Origin of the sequence: Actinomadura sp. NPDC049753, from assembly GCF_040674655.1 — a bacterium.
In the GTDB taxonomy this organism is placed as follows: domain Bacteria; phylum Actinomycetota; class Actinomycetes; order Streptosporangiales; family Streptosporangiaceae; genus Spirillospora; species Spirillospora verrucosospora.
The window spans coordinates 20,536-37,983 of record NZ_JBFARL010000063.1; the positions used below are offsets into that span (position 1 = coordinate 20,536).

A 17,448-nucleotide genomic window follows, 5' to 3' on the forward strand; every position below is an offset into this window, starting at 1 on the left:
GATACCGCGCCGGATGTACTCCGGTGGATGTAGCCGGCTTCCCTGGGTGACACCGTCCGCCGGATGCCCGCGGCCACAACCGGAGAGGACGCTGGGCGCGCAAAGGACATCCCCTAGGCGCGGCGCGTCCGCGGAGGCGGTACCCATGAGACTCGCAAGGCTGGCCCGGTTCTGCTACCGGAGACGGCGCCTGACGCTGGCGGGCTGGATCGTCGGCACGATCGTCGTCATGACGATCGGCTTCGGCTTCGCCGCCGAGCCCCTGAACGACTTCTCCGGCGGCGACTCCGGCTCGGCGAAGGCGTCGGACCTGCTGGAGGAGCACTTCCCCCAGCGCAGCGGCGACTCCATCACGCTCGCGGTGCACGCCGACGGCGGCGTCCGGGACCCGAAGGTGAAGGCGCGGGTCGAGCAGGCGATCGGCAGGCTCGCCAAGACGCCGCACGTCGCGTCGGTGTCGTCCCCGTACGAGACGCCCGGGCAGATCTCCGCGGACGGGAAGACCGCGTTCGCCACGGGCGGCCTCGACGTCTCGTCCGACGACATGCCGAGGACGGACGTGACCGCGCTCCTGGACGACGTGCGCACCGACTCCGGGCCCGTCCAGATCCACCTCGGGGGGGCGGCGGTGGACGCCGCCGAGACGCCGGGCGGCGGCCCGTCCGAGGGCATCGGCCTGCTCGCCGCCATCGTCATCCTGCTGGTCGCGTTCGGGTCGGTGCTGGCGATGGGGCTGCCCATCGTGACCGCGCTGTTCGGCATCGGCACCGGCCTCGCGCTGATCATGCTGCTCGGCCACCTGCTGCCCGCGCCGTCCTTCAGTCCCATCATCGCGGCGCTCATCGGGCTCGGCGTCGGCATCGACTACGCGCTGTTCATCGTCACCCGCCACCGGGAGGAGATGCACGCGGGCGCCGACCCGGAGGAGGCGGCGGTCACGGCCGTCACCACCGCCGGACGGGCCGTGCTGTTCGCCGGCACCACCGTGGTGATCGCGCTCATGGGCCTGTTCATCATGCAGCAGAAGCTGCTCAACGGCGTGGCGGTCGCGGCCGGCGTCGCCGTGCTGATGACGATGCTCGCCGCCGTGACGCTGCTGCCCGCGCTGCTCGGCTTCGCCGGGCACGCCATCGACCGGCTCCGCGTCCCGGGACTCGGCCGGGCCCGCCGCCCGCTCGCCGAGCGCTGGGCGCGGGTCGTCCAGGCGCATCCGGTCGTCGCCGGGCTGTGCGCGGCCGCCGTCCTGCTGGTCCTCGCCGTGCCCGCGCTGTCGATGCGGCTGAGCCTGCCGGACTCCAGCACCCAGCCGCACGACCACAGCGGCTACCAGGCCAGCCGGATCATGGCGGAGGGCTTCGGCCCCGGCACCGCCGCGCCGCTGGTCATCGTCACCGAGGGCGGCGGACTCGCGGAGGCGGGACGGATCGCGGACGCCGTCCGCGCGACGCCGGGCGTCGCGGCCGTCCAGCCCCCGCGCCCCAGCCAGGACGGGAAGGCCGCCATCGTCATGGCGTTCCCGAAGACCGGCCCGCAGGACGAGCGGACGCCGGGGCTCGTGCACACGCTGCGCGACGACGTCATCCCGGGGGCCGTCGCCGGCACGGGCGCCCGCGCCTACGTCGGCGGCCCGAACGCCGCCTCGATCGACTTCGCCGACAGCGTCTCCACCCGGCTGCCGCTGCTGATCGCCGTGGTCGTCGGCCTGTCGCTGCTGCTGCTCGTCGGGCTCGTCCGGTCGGTCACGGTGGCGGTGCAGGCCGCCCTGATGAACCTGCTGTCGATCGCGGCCGCGTACGGGGTGCTGACGGCCGTCGTCCAGTGGGGGTGGGCGGGACGCGCGCTCGGCTTCCCGACGGACATGCCCGTCACCACGTGGGTGCCGCTGATGATGTTCCCGATCCTGTTCGGGCTGTCCATGGACTACGAGGTGTTCCTCGTGTCCCGGATCCGCGAGACCTACGAGGAGGGCGTGGCCACCCGCGAGGCGGTCGCGCTCGGCCTGTCGCGCACCGCCCGCGTGATCAGCGCGGCGGCCGCCATCATGGTGATGGTGTTCCTGTCGGTGCTGCTCGGCGCGGACGTCGCCGTCAAGCAGATGGGGCTCGGCCTCGGCGTCGCGATCCTGATCGACGCGACCGTCGTGCGGCTGGTGCTCGTCCCGGCGCTGATGGAGCTGTTCGGCGAGGCGAACTGGTGGCTGCCGGGGCCGCTGCGGCGGATCCTGCCCTCGCGTCCCGCGCGCGAGGCCGGGGCCGATCGGGCGAGCCTGCGGGCTAGTGCAGGTTGATGCCGTCGAACATCACCTTGAGGTAGTGCTCGGCGAGCCCCTGGGCGTTCAGCCGGCCCCCGGGCCGGAACCAGCGGACGGCCACCCAGACGGTGTCGCGGATCATCCGGTAGGTCAGCTTCGGGTCGAGGTCGGGTCGGAACAGCCCTTCCGCCTGGCCCGCCTGGAGCGTGGTCACCCACATCTTCTCGACCTCGTCCTCGGACTTGGTCAGGTAGGCGAACCGGTCCATGCCCCGCAGGTAGTTCCAGTCGTTCTGCATGACCGTGATCGCGGCGCGGTGCGGCTCCAGCGTGCCGAACGCGACGCGGACGAGCCCGGCGATCGTGTCCCGCGGGTTCTCGTTCTCGTCGATCACCGCCTGGTAGGCGGCCATGATCTCGGTGAAGAACCCGGACAGGATCTCGTCGACGATCGACTCCTTGGAGTCGAAGTGGTGGTAGAGGCTGCCGGACAGGATGCCCGCCTCGTCGGCGATGTTGCGGACGGTGGTGGCCTGGAACCCCTTCTCCGCGAACAGTTCGGCCGCGAGCCTGACCAGGTGGGCGCGCCGTTCGGACGCCAGCGCGGGGGCTCCGCGGCCGCGGCGGCGGGGCGCGTCCTCGCCGGCTCCGCGGGTTCTCGATCGTCCGGACTTGGCGCTCGTGGTCGTCACCCTCTCATTATGCCGTGTCGCCCAACCGCTTGCTCGATTCGGCGGCCGGACCAGCGTACGGCGTGCAACAAGCGCTTGCTACAGCGGTTTCCCGGGCCGCCGTCCGCGCCGATTAGGCTCGGGCCATGCCCGATGTGATCGTGTTCGACCTGTACGGAGTGATCGCCCGCACCCAGACGCCCGAGGCGGTGCGGCGGATCGAGGAGATCGCCGGGACGCCCGGCCCCGCGTTCTGGGACGCCTACTGGGCCTGCCGCCCCGCCTACGACGCCGGCCAGGAGAGCGCGTCCTACTGGGCGGACGTCGCGGGCCTGCTCGGCGCCACGTTCCCCGACGTCCCCGCCCTGACCGAGGCCGACCTCGACAGCTGGACCGACGTCGACGAGGAGATGGTCGCCCTGGTCGGCGAGCTGGCCGACCGGGGACGCACGCTCGGGCTGCTCTCCAACATCATCGGCGACCTGGTGCCGCGCTTCGAGGCGCGGCACGGCGCCTGGCTCTCCCGCTTCGACGAGCGCGTCTACTCCTGCCGCATCGGCGTCGCCAAGCCCGACCCCCGCGCCTACGAGATCTGCGCCGGCCGCCTCGGCGTCGAGCCCGCCGACGTCCTGTTCTTCGACGACAACGAACGCAACGTCCTCGCCGCCCGCGAGACCGGGATGCGCGCCGAACTCTTCACCTCCCCGGCCCAGGTCCGCGCCCTCACCGCCTGACTAGGAAGGAGGCGGGAGCTCCCCGCCCGCCTCGGCCGCCTCGGCGAGGCGTTCGCGGAGGGTGCGCAGGAGCTCGTCGCCCTGCTCGGTCAGGCGTTCGATGGCGGGGAGCGCCAGGTCGTCCCGGACGGTGTCGGCCAGCAGTTCGTCGTACTCGTGCGCCTTCTCCGCGATCGACTCCAGGCGGCGCTGGGCGCGCAGCACCTCGTCGGCCGATCGGGCGCGCTCGGCGTAGCGCTCCAGGGCCTCGACACGGCGCGTCACCGCCTCGACCGAGGTGTCGAGCTTGTCGCGCAGCGGCCGCAGCGCCGCCTCCACCTCCGGGAGCGTCTCGGCGCCGGCCATGTCGGCGTGGTCCGCGCGCAGCCGCGACTGCTTCGCCAGGACCTGCGCGATCTCCCATTCCTGGCGCGGCAGCGTGACGGCGTTGTCCACCGCGTCCAGCAGGCCCTCGCGGTTGACCTGCGAGTCGCGGACGGCGTCGACGGCCGTCTGGACGCGGGCCAGGAGCGCGCGGCCGTCGTCGTCGAAGTCCTCGGGGAGGAGGTAGCGGTCGCGGCGGCGCTCCAGTTCCCGGGCGCGCCGCAGGTCCAGCGAGACCGACGGGGTGCCGAGCGCGACCAGCACCGCGAGCATGCCGAGGCCGATCAGCCACAGCGAGCCGAGGAGCGGGGAGCCGACCAGGCCGAGGGCGAGGACCGACAGCGGCGCCAGCCACACCAGCGGCTTGCGGCGCGCGACGATCGTGTCCAGTTCGGCGCGCAGCGCCGGGTCGGCGACCGGGCGCGGCTCGGCCGCGGCGCCGTCCTCGGGGGAGCGGGGCGGTGCGATGCGCCGCCAGGCCGTGGAGACGTGGGTCTCGAAGGCGAAGTCGGTCTGCGCGATCTCGATCTCGGCCGGGCCGGCGGGCAGCGGCCAGGAGCCCACGGGGTCGCCCCCGCCGGGGCCGGTGAAGCGCACCCACCACCCGCCCTTGCCGTCCTCGCAGCGGTAGCGGCCGGGGGCGACGTCGATACCGACGAAGAACGTCCCGATTCCCGGTATGGAATCACTCCATGCGCCAGTGGCCACCGGTGACCTCCCGTACCTGAACGACGTCCGGGGGACGGCAAGAGTTGCAGTACCCACTACCGCTCCCGGGAAGCGGAACGGGGTTTGGAATACTCCACGGGTGCGACCCGACTATGACCCCCTTGACGACCCGCCGTGGGCGATGCAGCTGGTGGTACGCGCCGAGAAGGCCGATCCGCCCAGTCACGACGCGGTCTGCGAGGCGGCGGCGACGGCGGTCGTCCGGCTGCTGACCGACCCGCGCGCCGCCGAGCCCGAGGGGGAGTGGCGGGAGGCCGTCCGGGAGTGGGAGTCGCGCCGGATCCGGAAGGTGACGCGGCGGGCCCGCGGCGTGCGCTGGCCGGAGGCGGAGGCGCTGCCCGGCGTCACGGTCCGGCACGCGGGCGCGCAGGTGCGGGCGTTCCCGCCGGGGCCGGTGTCGGACGTCCCGCCTCAGCTGGCCAAGCTCCAGGTCGCGGGCCTCGATCTGGCGGAGGCGCCGGAGCCCTCCGCGGCGCCCGAGCCCCCGTACGCGGTGATCGCCCTCAACCCGGAGGTGACGATCACGACGGGGAAGGCCGCCGCCCAGTGCGGGCACGCCGCCCAGTTGCTGCTCCGCCAGGGGCGCCGCCGGCACGTGGCGGCGTGGGTCGAGGCCGGCGCCCCCGTCCACCTGGCGCGGGACGTGCCGTGGGCCCGGTGCGTGAAGGAGGCGGCCGTCGCGGTCCGGGACGGCGGTTTCACCGAGGTCCCGCCCGGCACGATGACCGCGATCGCCTGGCTGGTCCGGAAATAGCGCGCGGGCGGCCCGGGGCGCGGCGCACCGGAACGGGCCGGCGCGCCGCGCGAGGCGGTCAGGGCAGGACGACCGCGACCGGGGTGATCCCGGCCTTGCGGATCAGGGCCGGCAGGCGCCCGGCGAACGGATGGTGGTCCGCCGGCAGGCCCCTCGGGTTGTCGATCACGTAGTGGGCGACGCCGTCCGCCCCGCGCCGCGTCCACGTCGCGCCGGCGGACCGCAGCAGGGCCTCGGTCTTCGCGGCGTCCGCGGCCTTGACCGAGACACGGATCGGCGACTCGTAGGACGGCAGCAGCGCCGCCTCCTGCGCCGCCTTCGCCGTCGCGGCGGCCTGCGGCGCCGCCGCCCCGGCCGGGTCGGGGCCGAGGATCGCGTTGTAGAGCAGCTTCGCCGTCCCGTCGCTGAACGCGCGGAAGTTGGGCTCGGCGGCGAACAGCACGGACCGTCCCTTCCCGAGGGGCTGGTCGACGACCGCCGCGGTGCCGCCCAGCTCGGACGCGCCGCGCTCGAACCCGGACACGAACCAGTCCGGCGAATCCGCCTGCGGGTACGACACGACGACGCCGCTGGACGCCTTCATGACCGGGTCGTAGGACGTGAAGTTCCAGGCCGTCGCTCCGACGCCCTTCGCCAGCGGGCTCGCCCCGTCCACCTTCACGCGGAGCAGCGTGCCGGGGATGTCGGACGTCGGCTCCGCGAGCGTCGCGGTCGTCAGGCCGAGACGGGCCGCGAGCTGGGCGCCGCCCTGCCAGCCGATGTAGCGGCCGCCGTCGCGCGTCCACTGCTGGAGCGCGGCGCGTCCGGCGTCGCCGAGCGCCGTGTAGGCGGACGAGGCGGGACCGTTCGGCGTGACCAGGACCTCGACGCCCTTGAGCCTGCCGGCCGCGACGTCCGCCGGGGAGAGCAGCGTGAACGGCAGCTTCCAGTCGCGGTCGAGGCGGTGCCTCAGCCACCCGGCCAACTGCCGCGCGGACGAGGACGTCCCCGACAACTGGAGGACGCCGAGCCTGGGCGCCTTGCCCGGGTGTCCCGGACGCGCCTCCGGGAGCGTCCGCAGCGGGACGGACCGCGGGTGCAGGACGGCGCCGGACGACCCGCCGGACACGTTGCCCAGCAGCGGCAGGCTCCACGCCGTCACGTCGTAGAAGTAGGGGAACGGCGTGTAGGAGTCCTCGTTCAGCATGGACTGGATCCAGTGCTTCTGGCCCTGCGCCATCGAGATCCAGTACGTGCCCGCGGGCAGCGTCGTCGCGGCCTCCGGGCGCCCGTACGCCTTGAAGTCCGAGACGGCGAGCGGCCGGGCGAGCCTCTCGACGCGCACGCCCATGCGCTGGAGCCGCCGCACGATGAGCGCGGCCTCGGCGCGCTTGGCCGGGTCGTCGTCGCGCAGGAAGTAGCTCCGCACCTTACGGTCCGGCACCTGGCGGTCGACCTTGTTCGGCGGGTTGTAGATCTGGTTGGGCTCCAGCTCGCCGGCCTTGCCCTGCGCGTAGGCGTCGACCGTCATCTGGCGCCACTCGGTGAGGATCCGGTGCCGGTTGCGCGCCGCCGCCGACAGCGACACCCACTGGGTGAGGTACTGCTCCTTCACCCGGTCCGGGTAGGGGCTCTCGTCGCCCTTCTCGTACGTCATCCCGGCGGCGTGGAACGCGCTGGTCGGCACCGTGTCGCCGTACCCCTGGTAGAAGAGGTCGTAGACGTCCCTGTTGAAGAAGTCGATGCCCTGCCGGGTGAACTCGGCCGCCATCGACGCGCCGTAGAGGTCGTTGATCCAGCCGATGGCCTGCTCGGGCGTCTCGTGGTAGATCGGGTCGGCGTTCGGCGGGAAGAAGAACGAGTCCCCGCCCATCTCGTGGGCGTCGATGTAGAGCGCGGGCGGGTACTGGTTCAGCATCGCGAGCTTGCCGTCGGTCTCCGGCTGCGTGCGCGCGAACCAGTCGCGGTTCATGTCGAACCCGTAGGCGTTCTGCCGCGTCTGCAGCGTGCGGCCGTCCGGGTTCTGCGTCGGCAGGACGATCACGAGCGCGCTCGCGAGGATCCCGGTCGCGGCGCAGTCGGCGCGGTCGCCGAGGTCGCGCAGCACCCGCAGCGCCGCGTCCGTGCCGCTCGGCTCGTCGCCGTGGACGTTGCCGCTGACCCACAGGATCGGGACGCCGCGATCGGTGATCCGCTTGGCGAGCGCGGCCGGCGTGCGGGGATCGCGCAGCAGGCCGGCGTCCCGCCGCACCTTGGCCAGCCCGGCCTTGGAGATGAGTTCGGGCCGTCCGGCGATCGCGTACTTCAGCGGACGGCCCTGCGCGGTGGTGGCCAGCGTCCCGGACACGACGCGCTCGCTCCTGGCGGCGACGGTCTCCAGGTAGGTGTCGGATTCGGCGGCGCTGACCGGGCGCTCACCGAGGTCGAAGCCGAGGACCTGTTCGGGGGAGGGGACCTTGCCCCGGTAGACCGGTGCGGTCCGGGTCGGGTCGCAGCCGGCCGCGGGCGCGGCGGGCAGCGCGGCGGCGGGCGCGGCGAGCGACGCCGGGACCGCCAGGGACGCGGCCATCACCACAGGCAGCGCCAGTTTTCGGGCTCTCATGAGGCACAACGTGGCACCCGCCGGGAGCGGCACCAACGGCAACTTCTGCCAAGATCAGTCGCGCTTGGCCGGGCGCGCGCGGGGGCCGGTGAGGGCGGCGGCCCGGTTGATGGCCTGGAGCGCGAACTCCTGCGTCCAGGTCAGGCCGCCCGGACCGCGGGGGGACCCGTCCGGCGCGGGGCCCTTCGGCGCCCCCGCGAGCTGGACTTTCGCGCTCAGCCCGTAGGAGAGGAAGAGCAGCACGACGAACGCCGCCAGGTAGGCCAGGTGCTCGACGAGGCCGCCCCACCTGCCGGTGAAGACGTCCAGGACGGCGAACATCGCGAACCCCGCCATCCACCCCGCCATCGGCGGGACCAGCAGCAGGTCGCGGCGCAGGACCACGCCCGCCACGGCGGCGAGCACGAGCAGGACCTCGACCGCCTTGGCGAATACCAGGATCCCCGTGGCCGGCCCGGACCCGAAGTAGCCCTCCACCTCGTCCACCCGGTCGCCCCACAGCGCCGCGGCGCTCGCGAGGGCCGCCACGCCGTAGGCGATGACGAACACGCCGACCGCGTAGTGGAACCGGTGCCACGTCCGCGCGGCGCCGCCGGCCGGTCCGGAACCTGGTCGGGCATCCGCGCCCACGGTCATCGTCAGCCCCCAACTGCCGGCTCATCTACCAAGCGCAAGATATCCCGGATAGGGTCCCGTGGACCTCCGAAACGTGGTGCGCCTTCGCGGCCCGTCCCGCCCACCTCGCGGCCGGCAGGCCGTGGTGCTTGCGCGAGGGCGGGTGAAGGGGGAGGCTGAAACGCACGTCGGGCCGCACGGAGTCCGTGAGGGAACAAGGATGACGCCTGACGATACGGGAACAGCCGCGCCGTCGAAGACGCGGATCGAATATCTGGAAGAACTCGGCGAGGAGCTGGTCAAGCGCGGCCTCCGGGTGCGCCTCACCCTGCCCCGCGGCCAGTCGCCCAGCCTGCACGTGATGAATCCCGACGCCGCCGCGCTGACGGAGAACATCTTGGCGGAGCAGGGCGCGGACGGCTGGTGGTACTGGTGGTCGTGGGCCGAGCGCATCGCGCCCGCCGCCGACGCCGCGGCCGCGGCCGACCGCGTAGCCCGCGTCCTTTCCGCCTGATCCGGCCGGACCGAAACCCCGGCGCGCCACCTGACCGCGGCACGCGCCTACTTCCGCCACCGCCTCGAATGGCAGCGGCGGCGAACCGCCGCTTGGGCGTGGTGCGGAGCCGCTTGCTCGCGTGGGGTCTTGACGTGCGGTGATGCCCTTCTTCAAGGCGCTGACCTGGGGGTTCGGTGCCGGGTGCGCGGGGGCGTCGTTCTGCGTGTGGTGGACGGCGCCCGCGGGTGAGCCCTGGCTTGACGGCGGGTCGCGGTGAATGTTGACCCACGAAACATTTAGGCCGACGTGGGTCCGCCGGAGCATGCCCGCGCGATGACCGGCGTCCTCCTGCCGCTGCCGCGGTACCCCTCGTGTTCCACCCGTGTTGATCTCGTGTTACATGATTGTTACCGCCGACAACAAATGAACTTCGCCCGAAGTCTGGCGCGACGGACATGCGCGACGTAAGTTGCGGGACACAACATTCCCGTCGGTGCGGGTGATCTCGCTCACCGGCTACCACCCCCGGCCGCACGGCGGCCACCCCCCAGAAAGGACCCGGGCAATGCGCAAGGGGATCCTCAGCTTCTTGGCCGTCACGACGGCGGCGGCGCTCAGCCTCACCGCGTGCGGGGACGGCGACTCCAACGACTCGGGCGGCTCCGGCTCCAAGGGCAAGGTCGGCGTGATCCTGCCCGACACCACCTCCTCCGTCCGGTACGAGAGCTTCGACCGGCCGTACCTGGAGCAGGCCTTCAAGGCCGCCGGCGTGGCTTACGACATCCAGAACGCCGAGGGTTCGACCCAGCGCTTCCAGACGATCGCCGACCAGATGCTCACCAGCGGTGTCACGGTCCTGGTCCTGGACGGCATCGACTCGAACTCCGCGGCCGCCGTGCAGCGCAAGGCGCAGGCCCAGGGCGTCAAGACCATCGACTACGACCGGCTCGCCCTCGGCGGCGTCTCCGACTACTACGTCTCCTTCGACAACGTGAAGGTCGGCGAGGAGCTCGGCAAGGGCCTGCAGAAGTGCCTCGGTGACAAGTCGGCCAACATCGCCTACCTCAACGGCGCCCCGACCGACAACAACGCCACGCTGTTCGCCAAGGGCGCGCACAACGTGCTCGACAAGGCCACCTCCTTCAAGAAGGTCGCGGAGCAGCCCGTCCCGGACTGGAAGGCCGAGCAGGCCGCCACGATCTTCGAGCAGATGTGGACCGAGAAGGGCGGCAAGATCGACGGCGTGCTCGCCGCCAACGACGGCATCGGCAACGCGGTCATCTCGATCCTCAAGAAGAACAAGCAGGCCGGCAAGGTCGCCGTCACCGGCCAGGACGCCACGCTCGAGGGCCTGCAGAACATCCTCGACGGCAACCAGTGCATGACGGTCTACAAGCCGGTCAAGCAGGAGGCCGAAGCGGCCGCCAAGCTCGCCGTCTCCCTTATCAAGGGTGAGAAGGGCGAGACCAACGGCACCACGAACGACCCGGAGGGCAAGCGCGACGTGCCGTCGGTGCTGCTGACCCCGATCGGCGTCTTCAAGGACAACATCAAGCAGGTCACGGACGACGGGTTCGTCAAGAAGGAAGACCTGTGCAAGGGCGCGTACGCGGCCAAGTGCAAGGACGCGGGCATCCAGTAGGAGCCCGACCTGACTCCGTGGCGGGCCCTTCCCCGCTGAGGGCGTCCCGGCCTCCCGGAAAATCGGGACGCCAAGGGGCCCGCCACGGTCTAGACGCCCGAACCTCTGGAAGGAAACTCGTGGCTGAAAAAGGAGACCCCGTCCTCCGCCTGACCGGGCTCAACAAGAGCTTCGGACCCGTCCATGTACTGCATGACGTGGACTTCTCCGTGCGCCTGGGCGAAGTGATGGCCCTCGTCGGCGACAACGGCGCCGGCAAGTCGACTCTGATCAAGTGCATCGCCGGCATCCACCCCATCGACTCGGGGCAGATCGAGTTCGAGGGCAAGCCCGTCACGGTCGACGGGCCGCGCACCGCCTCCGCGCTCGGCATCGAGGTCGTCTACCAGGACCTCGCGCTCGCCGACAACCTCGACATCGTGCAGAACATGTTCCTCGGCCGTGAGCGGCGCAAGGGCATCGTGCTCGACGAGCCGTCCATGGAGGAGGCGGCCCGGGAGACCCTCGCCCGGCTCTCGGTCCGCACCGTCAAGTCCGTCCGGCAGCAGGTGGCGAGCCTGTCCGGCGGGCAGCGGCAGACCGTCGCCATCGCCAAGGCGGCGCTCTGGGAGTCCAAGGTCGTGATCCTGGACGAGCCCACGGCCGCGCTCGGCGTCGCCCAGACCCGGCAGGTCCTCGACCTCGTCCGGCGCCTCGCCGACACCGGCCACGCCGTCGTGCTCATCTCGCACAACATGAACGACGTGTTCGAGGTGGCCGACCGCATCTCGGCCCTCTACCTCGGCCGGGTCGCCGCGGACGTGGCCACGTCCGAGGTGACCCACGGCCAGGTCGTGGAGCTCATCACCGCCGGCCGTTCCGGTGATCTCGGCCTCGCGCCGCAGACCGCCGCCGAGAGCATCTGAAAGGGGACCAGATGTCCACTGACGCCCCCCAAAGCAAGGAGGCCGCCGTGAAGCTGGCGGACTCGGACTTCTCGAACGACCGGCGCAAGCATGACATGAACTCCGCGCTGCTGGACTACTGGCACAAGATCAAGGCCGGTGAGCTGGGCGCGCTTCCCGCGATCCTCGGACTGATCGCGCTGATCGCGCTGTTCACGGCCCTGAAGCCGGAGACCTTCCTCAGCAAGGGCAACATCGCGAACCTGGCCACCCAGGCGCTGCCCATCACGATCCTCGCCATGGGGCTCGTCTTCGTCCTGCTGCTGGGCGAGATCGACCTGTCGGCCGGAGTGGCGAGCGGTGTCTGCGCCACCGTGATGGCCAAGCTGATGGCCGACTCGGGTCAGCCCTGGTACGTCGCGGTGCTCGGCGCCATCGCGATCGGCGTCGTCATCGGCACCGTGATCGGCTGGCTCGTCGCCTTCCTGCGCATCCCGTCGTTCGTGGTGACACTGGCGTTCTTCCTCGGCCTCCAGGGCATCACGCTGTGGCTCATCGGCGAGGGCGGGACGGTGCCCGTCCGCGACGACTTCGTCGTGGCGCTCTCGAACAAGAACATGCCGATCTGGCTCGGCTGGGCGCTCTCCATCGCCTGCGTCGTCGCCTACACCGCGACGCTGCTGCTGCGCTGGCGCCGCCAGCACGTCCGCAACCTGCACTCCAAGCCGCTGGGCTTCGTGATCGCCCAGTGCGCCGTCGTCGCGGCCGCCCTGCTGATCAGCACCTACGTGCTGAGCCTGGACCGCGCTCCCAGCCCGCTGATCACCCTCGGCGGGATCCCGTGGGGCGTGCTGCTCGTCGGCGCCCTGCTCGTCATCTGCACGTTCGTGCTCGGCCGCACCGGTTACGGGCGGCACATCTACGCGGTGGGCGGCAACGCCGAGGCCGCCCGCCGGGCCGGCATCAACGTGACCCGCATCCGGATCTCCGTCTTCATGATCGCCTCCGCGCTGGCGGCGATCAGCGGCATCGTCGCGGCGTCCCGCCTCAACTCGGTCGCCACCGACGCCGGCGGCGGCAACACGCTGCTGTACGCGGTGGGCGCCGCGGTCATCGGCGGAACGAGCCTGTTCGGCGGGCGCGGCAAGGCACGCGACGCCGTGCTCGGCGGCCTCGTCATCGCACTGATCGCCAACGGGCTGGGGCTGCTCGGCACCAAGGCCTACCTCAGCTACCTCATCACCGGGGTCGTGCTGCTGTTCGCCGCGAGCATCGACGCCCTGGCGAGGCGCCGCCGGTCCAGCACCGGGCGGTGACCTCGTGGACGCGGTGACCCCGTGAGCACGGTGATCCCGTGAGCACGGCCGGAAGCGCCTGGGAGTCGGTGGCCCGCCCCACCGGCTCCCGGGCCTGGCCCCAGACCCCGTCGGGCAGGCCTTCCGACGGGGCCCGGCCGTGGAATCCGACTGCTACGCTCACTCACGACGACCGCCAGGCGCGCGGCGGCGGTGCGGCACGGTGGGAGCCCCTCGGCATGTCAGTGACGCCTGTTCTGGACCTGCGCGGTATCGACAAGAGCTTCGGCTCCGTGAAGGTACTGCAGGACATCGCGTTCTCCGCCTATCCGGGCGAGGTCACCGCGCTCGTCGGCGACAACGGAGCCGGCAAGACCACCCTGGTCCGGTGCATCGGCGGAATCCACTCCTTCGACAAGGGCGAGTACCGCTTCGAGGGCAGGCCGGTCAAGGTCGGCTCCCCCCGCGACGCCAGCCGCCTCGGCATCGAGATCGTCCACCAGGACCTCGCCCTCTGCGAGAACCTCGACATCGTCCAGAACCTGTTCCTCGGCCGCGAGGAGCGCCGCGGCCTCGCCCTGGACGAGACGTTCATGGAGGAACTGGCGCGCACCACGTTGTCCGGCCTCGCCGTGCGCACGATGGGCTCGGTCCGGCAGCGGGTCTCGAACCTGTCGGGCGGGCAGCGCCAGACCGTCGCGATCGCCCGCGCCGTGCTGTGGGACAGCAAGCTCGTCGTGCTGGACGAGCCCGCCGCCGCGCTCGGCGTCGCGCAGACCCAGCAGGTCCTGGAGATGGTCCGGCGGCTCGCCGACAAGGGCCTCGCCGTCGTGCTGATCTCGCACAACATGAACGACGTGTTCGCGGTCTCCGACCGGATCGCCGCGCTCTACCTCGGCCGGATGGTCGCGCAGGTCCGCACCGCCGACGTCACCCACCGGCAGGTCGTGGAGCTGATCACCTCGGGCTCCAGCGGAGAGCTGGGGCTGCGCCCATGATGAAGGCGGGCCCGTCACAGGAGGACATCCGGCGCCACAATCTCGGGACGCTGCTGCGCTTCGTGCACCTGCGCGGCCCCGCCTCCCGGGCCGTCCTCGCCGAGTCCCTCGGCCTCAACCGCAGCACCATCATGGCGCTGACGTCCGACCTCACCTCCGCCGGGCTGGTCCGCGAGGAGCTGCCGCGCGGCCCGGGACGCCGCGCCGGACGGCCGTCGCTCGTGGTGCGGCCCGAGTCCACCCGCGTCTACGTGCTGGCGTTCGAGGTCGGCGTCGACCGGCTCGTCGTCGCGCGCGTCGGCCTCGGCGGCGTCGTGCTCGACCGGCGCGAGGGCGTCCGGGCCCGCGGGTCCGATCCCGCCGACCTGCTCGGCGTGCTCGTGGCGGGCGCCCGCTCCCTGGTCCGCAAGGCCGAGCGCGACGCCGTCTGCGTCGGCGCCGCCCTCGGGTTCCCCGGCACCGTCCGCCGCTCCGACGACTCGATCATGTTCGGGCCGAACCTGGACGTGGGCGGGCTGCGCCTCGGCGACGCCCTGTCCCGCCGCCTCGGCCTCGGCATCCCCGTCTCGGTGTGCAACGACGCCAACCTCGGCGCGCTCGCCGAGCACGAGCGCGGCGCGGGGGTGAGCTGCGACAACCTCATCTACCTGCACGGCGACGTGGGCGTCGGCGGCGGCATCATCGCGCACGGCCGGCTGCTCGGCGGCGACGAGGGGTTCGGCGGCGAGATCGGGCACATGGTGATCAACCCCGGGGGCCGGCCCTGCGCCTGCGGCTCGAAGGGCTGCCTGGAGGCCGAGGTGGGGGAGCGGACGCTGCTCGACCTCGCCGGCCGCGAGGAGGTCCCCGGCCAGCCGGGACGCGACGCGGTCCGCGCCATCGTCGCCGCCGCCGACGCCGGCGACATCAAGGCCCGGGAGGCGCTGCACCGCGTCGGCAACTGGCTCGGCCTCGGTGTCGCGAACCTCGTGAACCTCTTCAACCCGGGCCTGGTCATCTTCGGCGGCACGCTCCGCGACATCTTCCTGGGCGCCGCCGCGCAGATCCGCAGCGTCCTGGCGACCAGCGCCCTCGCCGCCCCCCGCGAGAAGGTCAAGCTCCGCACCGCCACCCTGGGCGACGACACGACCCTGGTCGGCGCCGCCGAGTTCGCGTTCGCCGAGGTCCTGGCCGACCCCGTCCAGGTCCTGGCCCGGCTCAGAGCCCCTGAGACGGTGTGAAGCGTGTGAAGGCGCCGTAGCGGCTCCCGTAGAAGACCAGGGGGCCTTCGTCCCGGTGCTCCGCCAGGTCGTGGGCGCGTGCGACGACGATCAGGTGGTCGCCGGCGACGTGCTCCTGCTCGACCGAGCACTCGATCCACGCCAGCGCGCCGTCGACCAGGGGAGCGCCGCCGGGGCCGCGCGTCCAGGAGACGCCGGCGAACTTCTCCGGGCCGCTCCCGAAGGCGAGCCGCTCGGAGACGTCCCGCTGCGACTCGGCCAGGATGTTGACGCACAGGCGCGCGGCGGTGCGCATGACCGGCCATGTCGTGCTGGTGTGCGCCACGCAGAACGCCACGAGGGGCGGGTCGAGGGAGACGGACGTGAACGAGTTCACGGCCAGGCCCGCCGGGCGCCCCGACGCGGGATCGAGGGCGGTGACGGCGACCACGCCGGTCGGGAACCTGCCGAGCACCGAGCGGAACGCGGCCGGGTCGAGGCCGGTCGCCGAGGGGCCGGACGGGCGGTCGGGCGATCCGTGCATTGGGGTCCGTTCCGTGGGCGGGGGGTGCGTCGATGTCCACTGATCGATGTCCACTAAAGCCCTCGCCGCGGCGCGCTGATTCCCCTGGAAGGCGATCTAGGTCGAAGGTCCCGTCCTGTGTCGGTCCACGGACGGAGCCGGATCTACGGCCGCGGGGCCTCGGCCGGGGCCTTCGCCGGGACGGCGGCGTAGGGGGTGAGGAGCGCCGCCGCGGACATGCCGTCCATGATCAGGCGGCCGGTGCCGGCCAGGCGCGCCTTGGCGCGGGCCGGGACGCGCGGGCCCTCGTGCAGCCCGAACCAGGCGATCCAGCCGACCGTGACGACCGCCCAGTACGACACGAGCCGGTAGAGGCCGACGGCCGCGGCGGCGGGTGACAGCGTCGCGCCGAACGCGACCAGGGACGCGGCCATGCTGCCCTCGATGGCGCCGAGGCCGCCGGGCAGCAGCGGGAGCAGGCTGCCCGCCGCCTGGGCCGCGAAGTAGGTGAGGGCGACGCCGTTCGGGGCGACGTCGATGCCGACCGCGTGGGAGGCCGACAGCAGCGCCAGGATGTCGAACACCCAGTTCAGCAGGGCCAGCGCGGTGAGCGCGGCCCAGTCGCGCAGGGTCGGGCGCAGGAGGTCGCGGGCGCCGGCCAGCCGCTCCGCGTACGGAGCGATCTTCGGATGGGCGAGCGCGGCCCGGTAGGCGCGGCGCAGCGGCGCCGTCAGCAGGGCGCGCAGCGGGCGCCACCGCAGCGCGGGGACGAGCAGCGCGGCCAGGACCAGCGGGACGGCGAGGCCGAGCAGCGCGAAACCGCGCGCGTTGGGGTCGGCCACCAGCGCCAGGAGGGCGATCAGGGAGTAGGCCGTGGTGGTGATCACTCCGCCGGCCAGGATCACCGCGGTGGCGAGCTGCGCCGAGGCGCCCGCCCGGCGGAACTGCCGGAATGTGTAGACCACGCTCACCGCCGGGCCCGCCGGCAGCGTCGTGGACAGGGCGTTGCCCGCGTAGGTGATCGCGAACGCGCGGCGCAGCCGCATCCGCAGTCCGCCGACGCGCAGCAGCCGGCGCTGGAGCCGGGCGAACGCGCCCATCGAGCCCGCCACGGCCAGGACGACCATGGTCAGCCAGCCCGGGTCGGCGTGCGAGGCCGCCCGCCAGATGGCGCCGAGATCGGGGAGTTCGTCGCGGTAGAGGGGGAGTGCGGCGAGGGCGCCGAGGACCAGCGCCCACTGGACGATCAGACCGGCCCTGCGCCGCCACCACGGGCGTGCCCGGGCCTGCTCGTCAGGGCCGTTCGGCAGGGGGGACGGCGGGTCGGCTTCGGCCGGGGGATGGACCGGTGCCGTGACTGTGTCGTACATGTCCCGGTCACCTCGCAAGCTCGCCCGCCATGCGCAACCTACGGTCCGGGTAGGACATTCCCCCGGCAGCCGAAATAAATCGCAAAGTGACTTGCGCCACGTCCGTCGCGAGGTCGTGGTCAGCGGGCGGTTCGAAGACCTGTCGCAGTGCTCTGCCGGATGATCCTTTGATATCCCGGCATTTCTGTTCTGCCCTGCTCTCTGCCCGTTCTTGCGAAAAGGACGCCCTCGTGAGCGGCAAAAGCCCGGCCCCCTCTGGAGCGCACCCCCCCGGAGACGACGGCGGCGCCCCCGGCGGCAAGGCCGCGGTCGTGTTCGTCGACATCGACGGGTTCACCGCCGTG

At 72.5% G+C, this 17,448-nt stretch carries 15 protein-coding genes; 9 read left to right on the top strand and 6 right to left on the bottom strand.

Annotation, left to right across the window (positions count from 1 at the left end):
- The first annotated feature begins 145 nt into the window (after nt 1-145).
- Nucleotides 146-2,287 (top strand): MMPL family transporter, encoded by a 2,142-nt coding sequence (locus AB0K37_RS18410; protein ID WP_363982150.1) that lies wholly within the window; start codon nt 146-148, stop codon nt 2,285-2,287.
- Here AB0K37_RS18410 and AB0K37_RS18415 read toward each other — a convergent pair.
- Nucleotides 2,274-2,942, bottom strand: coding sequence for a TetR/AcrR family transcriptional regulator (locus tag AB0K37_RS18415; RefSeq protein ID WP_185023159.1), 669 nt, complete (start codon nt 2,940-2,942; stop codon nt 2,274-2,276). The genes AB0K37_RS18410 and AB0K37_RS18415 overlap by 14 nt on opposite strands.
- A 125-nt stretch (nt 2,943-3,067) precedes the next feature.
- Here AB0K37_RS18415 and AB0K37_RS18420 point away from each other — a divergent pair, with 125 nt between their 5' ends.
- Nucleotides 3,068-3,655, top strand: coding sequence for an HAD family phosphatase (locus AB0K37_RS18420; RefSeq protein ID WP_363982153.1), 588 nt, complete (start codon nt 3,068-3,070; stop codon nt 3,653-3,655).
- Here the strand turns inward: AB0K37_RS18420 and AB0K37_RS18425 are convergent, their stop codons facing one another.
- Nucleotides 3,656-4,726 (bottom strand): hypothetical protein, encoded by a 1,071-nt coding sequence (locus tag AB0K37_RS18425; protein ID WP_363982155.1) that lies wholly within the window; start codon nt 4,724-4,726, stop codon nt 3,656-3,658. It abuts the gene before it with no gap.
- Between the two features lie 100 nt (nt 4,727-4,826).
- Here AB0K37_RS18425 and AB0K37_RS18430 point away from each other — a divergent pair, with 100 nt between their 5' ends.
- Nucleotides 4,827-5,501, top strand: coding sequence for a hypothetical protein (locus AB0K37_RS18430; protein WP_363982158.1), 675 nt, complete (start codon nt 4,827-4,829; stop codon nt 5,499-5,501).
- Between the two features lie 58 nt (nt 5,502-5,559).
- Here AB0K37_RS18430 and AB0K37_RS18435 read toward each other — a convergent pair whose 3' ends face one another.
- Both AB0K37_RS18435 and AB0K37_RS18440 read right to left on the bottom strand, forming a co-directional pair.
- The gene (locus tag AB0K37_RS18435) at nt 5,560-8,082 is read right to left on the bottom strand and encodes a M14 family zinc carboxypeptidase (RefSeq protein ID WP_363982161.1); all 2,523 of its coding nucleotides are present in this window, start codon (nt 8,080-8,082) and stop codon (nt 5,560-5,562) included.
- Nucleotides 8,083-8,136: 54 nt separating this feature from the next.
- Nucleotides 8,137-8,718, bottom strand: a complete 582-nt coding sequence (locus tag AB0K37_RS18440) for a hypothetical protein (protein WP_363982164.1) — start codon at nt 8,716-8,718, stop codon at nt 8,137-8,139.
- A 199-nt stretch (nt 8,719-8,917) separates the two neighbouring features.
- On the opposite strand from AB0K37_RS18440, the gene AB0K37_RS18445 reads away from it, so the two are divergent.
- From AB0K37_RS18445 to AB0K37_RS18470, 6 genes are all read left to right on the top strand, one after another.
- Nucleotides 8,918-9,211 (top strand): hypothetical protein, encoded by a 294-nt coding sequence (locus AB0K37_RS18445; protein ID WP_179278877.1) that lies wholly within the window; start codon nt 8,918-8,920, stop codon nt 9,209-9,211.
- A gap of 547 nt (nt 9,212-9,758) precedes the next feature.
- On the top strand, nt 9,759-10,835 hold the full coding sequence (locus AB0K37_RS18450) for a substrate-binding domain-containing protein (protein WP_363982167.1): 1,077 nt from the start codon (nt 9,759-9,761) through the stop codon (nt 10,833-10,835).
- Nucleotides 10,836-10,954: 119 nt separating this feature from the next.
- Nucleotides 10,955-11,740, top strand: coding sequence for an ATP-binding cassette domain-containing protein (locus AB0K37_RS18455; RefSeq protein ID WP_185023166.1), 786 nt, complete (start codon nt 10,955-10,957; stop codon nt 11,738-11,740).
- A 47-nt stretch (nt 11,741-11,787) separates the two neighbouring features.
- Complete coding sequence (locus tag AB0K37_RS18460; RefSeq protein WP_363982171.1) at nt 11,788-13,035, top strand: ABC transporter permease; 1,248 nt, start codon at nt 11,788-11,790, stop codon at nt 13,033-13,035.
- A gap of 218 nt (nt 13,036-13,253) precedes the next feature.
- Nucleotides 13,254-14,012 (top strand): ATP-binding cassette domain-containing protein, encoded by a 759-nt coding sequence (locus AB0K37_RS18465; protein WP_363982174.1) that lies wholly within the window; start codon nt 13,254-13,256, stop codon nt 14,010-14,012.
- Nucleotides 14,012-15,232: an ROK family transcriptional regulator gene (locus tag AB0K37_RS18470; protein ID WP_363982181.1), complete on the top strand. Its 1,221-nt coding sequence runs from the start codon at nt 14,012-14,014 to the stop codon at nt 15,230-15,232. The genes AB0K37_RS18465 and AB0K37_RS18470 overlap by 1 nt, the downstream gene beginning before the upstream one ends.
- Here the strand turns inward: AB0K37_RS18470 and AB0K37_RS18475 are convergent.
- Both AB0K37_RS18475 and AB0K37_RS18480 read right to left on the bottom strand, forming a co-directional pair.
- Nucleotides 15,210-15,755 (bottom strand): flavin reductase family protein, encoded by a 546-nt coding sequence (locus AB0K37_RS18475; RefSeq protein WP_363982176.1) that lies wholly within the window; start codon nt 15,753-15,755, stop codon nt 15,210-15,212. The two genes, AB0K37_RS18470 and AB0K37_RS18475, sit on opposite strands and share 23 nt — an antisense overlap.
- Before the next feature lie 143 nt (nt 15,756-15,898).
- Entirely contained in the window at nt 15,899-17,104 is a 1,206-nt protein-coding gene (locus AB0K37_RS18480; protein ID WP_363982178.1) for a lysylphosphatidylglycerol synthase transmembrane domain-containing protein, read from the bottom strand.
- Between the last annotated feature and the right edge of the window lie 344 nt (nt 17,105-17,448).

What these genes read in the sequence shown, in the direction of transcription:
- AB0K37_RS18410 (WP_363982150.1), top strand. Translation starts at nt 146, where the DNA reads ATGAGACTCGCAAGGCTGGCCCGGTTCTGCTACCGGAGACGGCGCCTG.
- AB0K37_RS18420 (WP_363982153.1), top strand. Translation starts at nt 3,068, where the DNA reads ATGCCCGATGTGATCGTGTTCGACCTGTACGGAGTGATCGCCCGCACC.
- AB0K37_RS18435 (WP_363982161.1), bottom strand. Translation starts at nt 8,082, where the DNA reads ATGAGAGCCCGAAAACTGGCGCTGCCTGTGGTGATGGCCGCGTCCCTG.
- AB0K37_RS18440 (WP_363982164.1), bottom strand. Translation starts at nt 8,718, where the DNA reads ATGACCGTGGGCGCGGATGCCCGACCAGGTTCCGGACCGGCCGGCGGC.
- AB0K37_RS18445 (WP_179278877.1), top strand. Translation starts at nt 8,918, where the DNA reads ATGACGCCTGACGATACGGGAACAGCCGCGCCGTCGAAGACGCGGATC.
- AB0K37_RS18450 (WP_363982167.1), top strand. Translation starts at nt 9,759, where the DNA reads ATGCGCAAGGGGATCCTCAGCTTCTTGGCCGTCACGACGGCGGCGGCG.
- AB0K37_RS18465 (WP_363982174.1), top strand. Translation starts at nt 13,254, where the DNA reads ATGTCAGTGACGCCTGTTCTGGACCTGCGCGGTATCGACAAGAGCTTC.
- AB0K37_RS18470 (WP_363982181.1), top strand. Translation starts at nt 14,012, where the DNA reads ATGAAGGCGGGCCCGTCACAGGAGGACATCCGGCGCCACAATCTCGGG.
- AB0K37_RS18475 (WP_363982176.1), bottom strand. Translation starts at nt 15,755, where the DNA reads ATGCACGGATCGCCCGACCGCCCGTCCGGCCCCTCGGCGACCGGCCTC.
- AB0K37_RS18480 (WP_363982178.1), bottom strand. Translation starts at nt 17,104, where the DNA reads ATGTACGACACAGTCACGGCACCGGTCCATCCCCCGGCCGAAGCCGAC.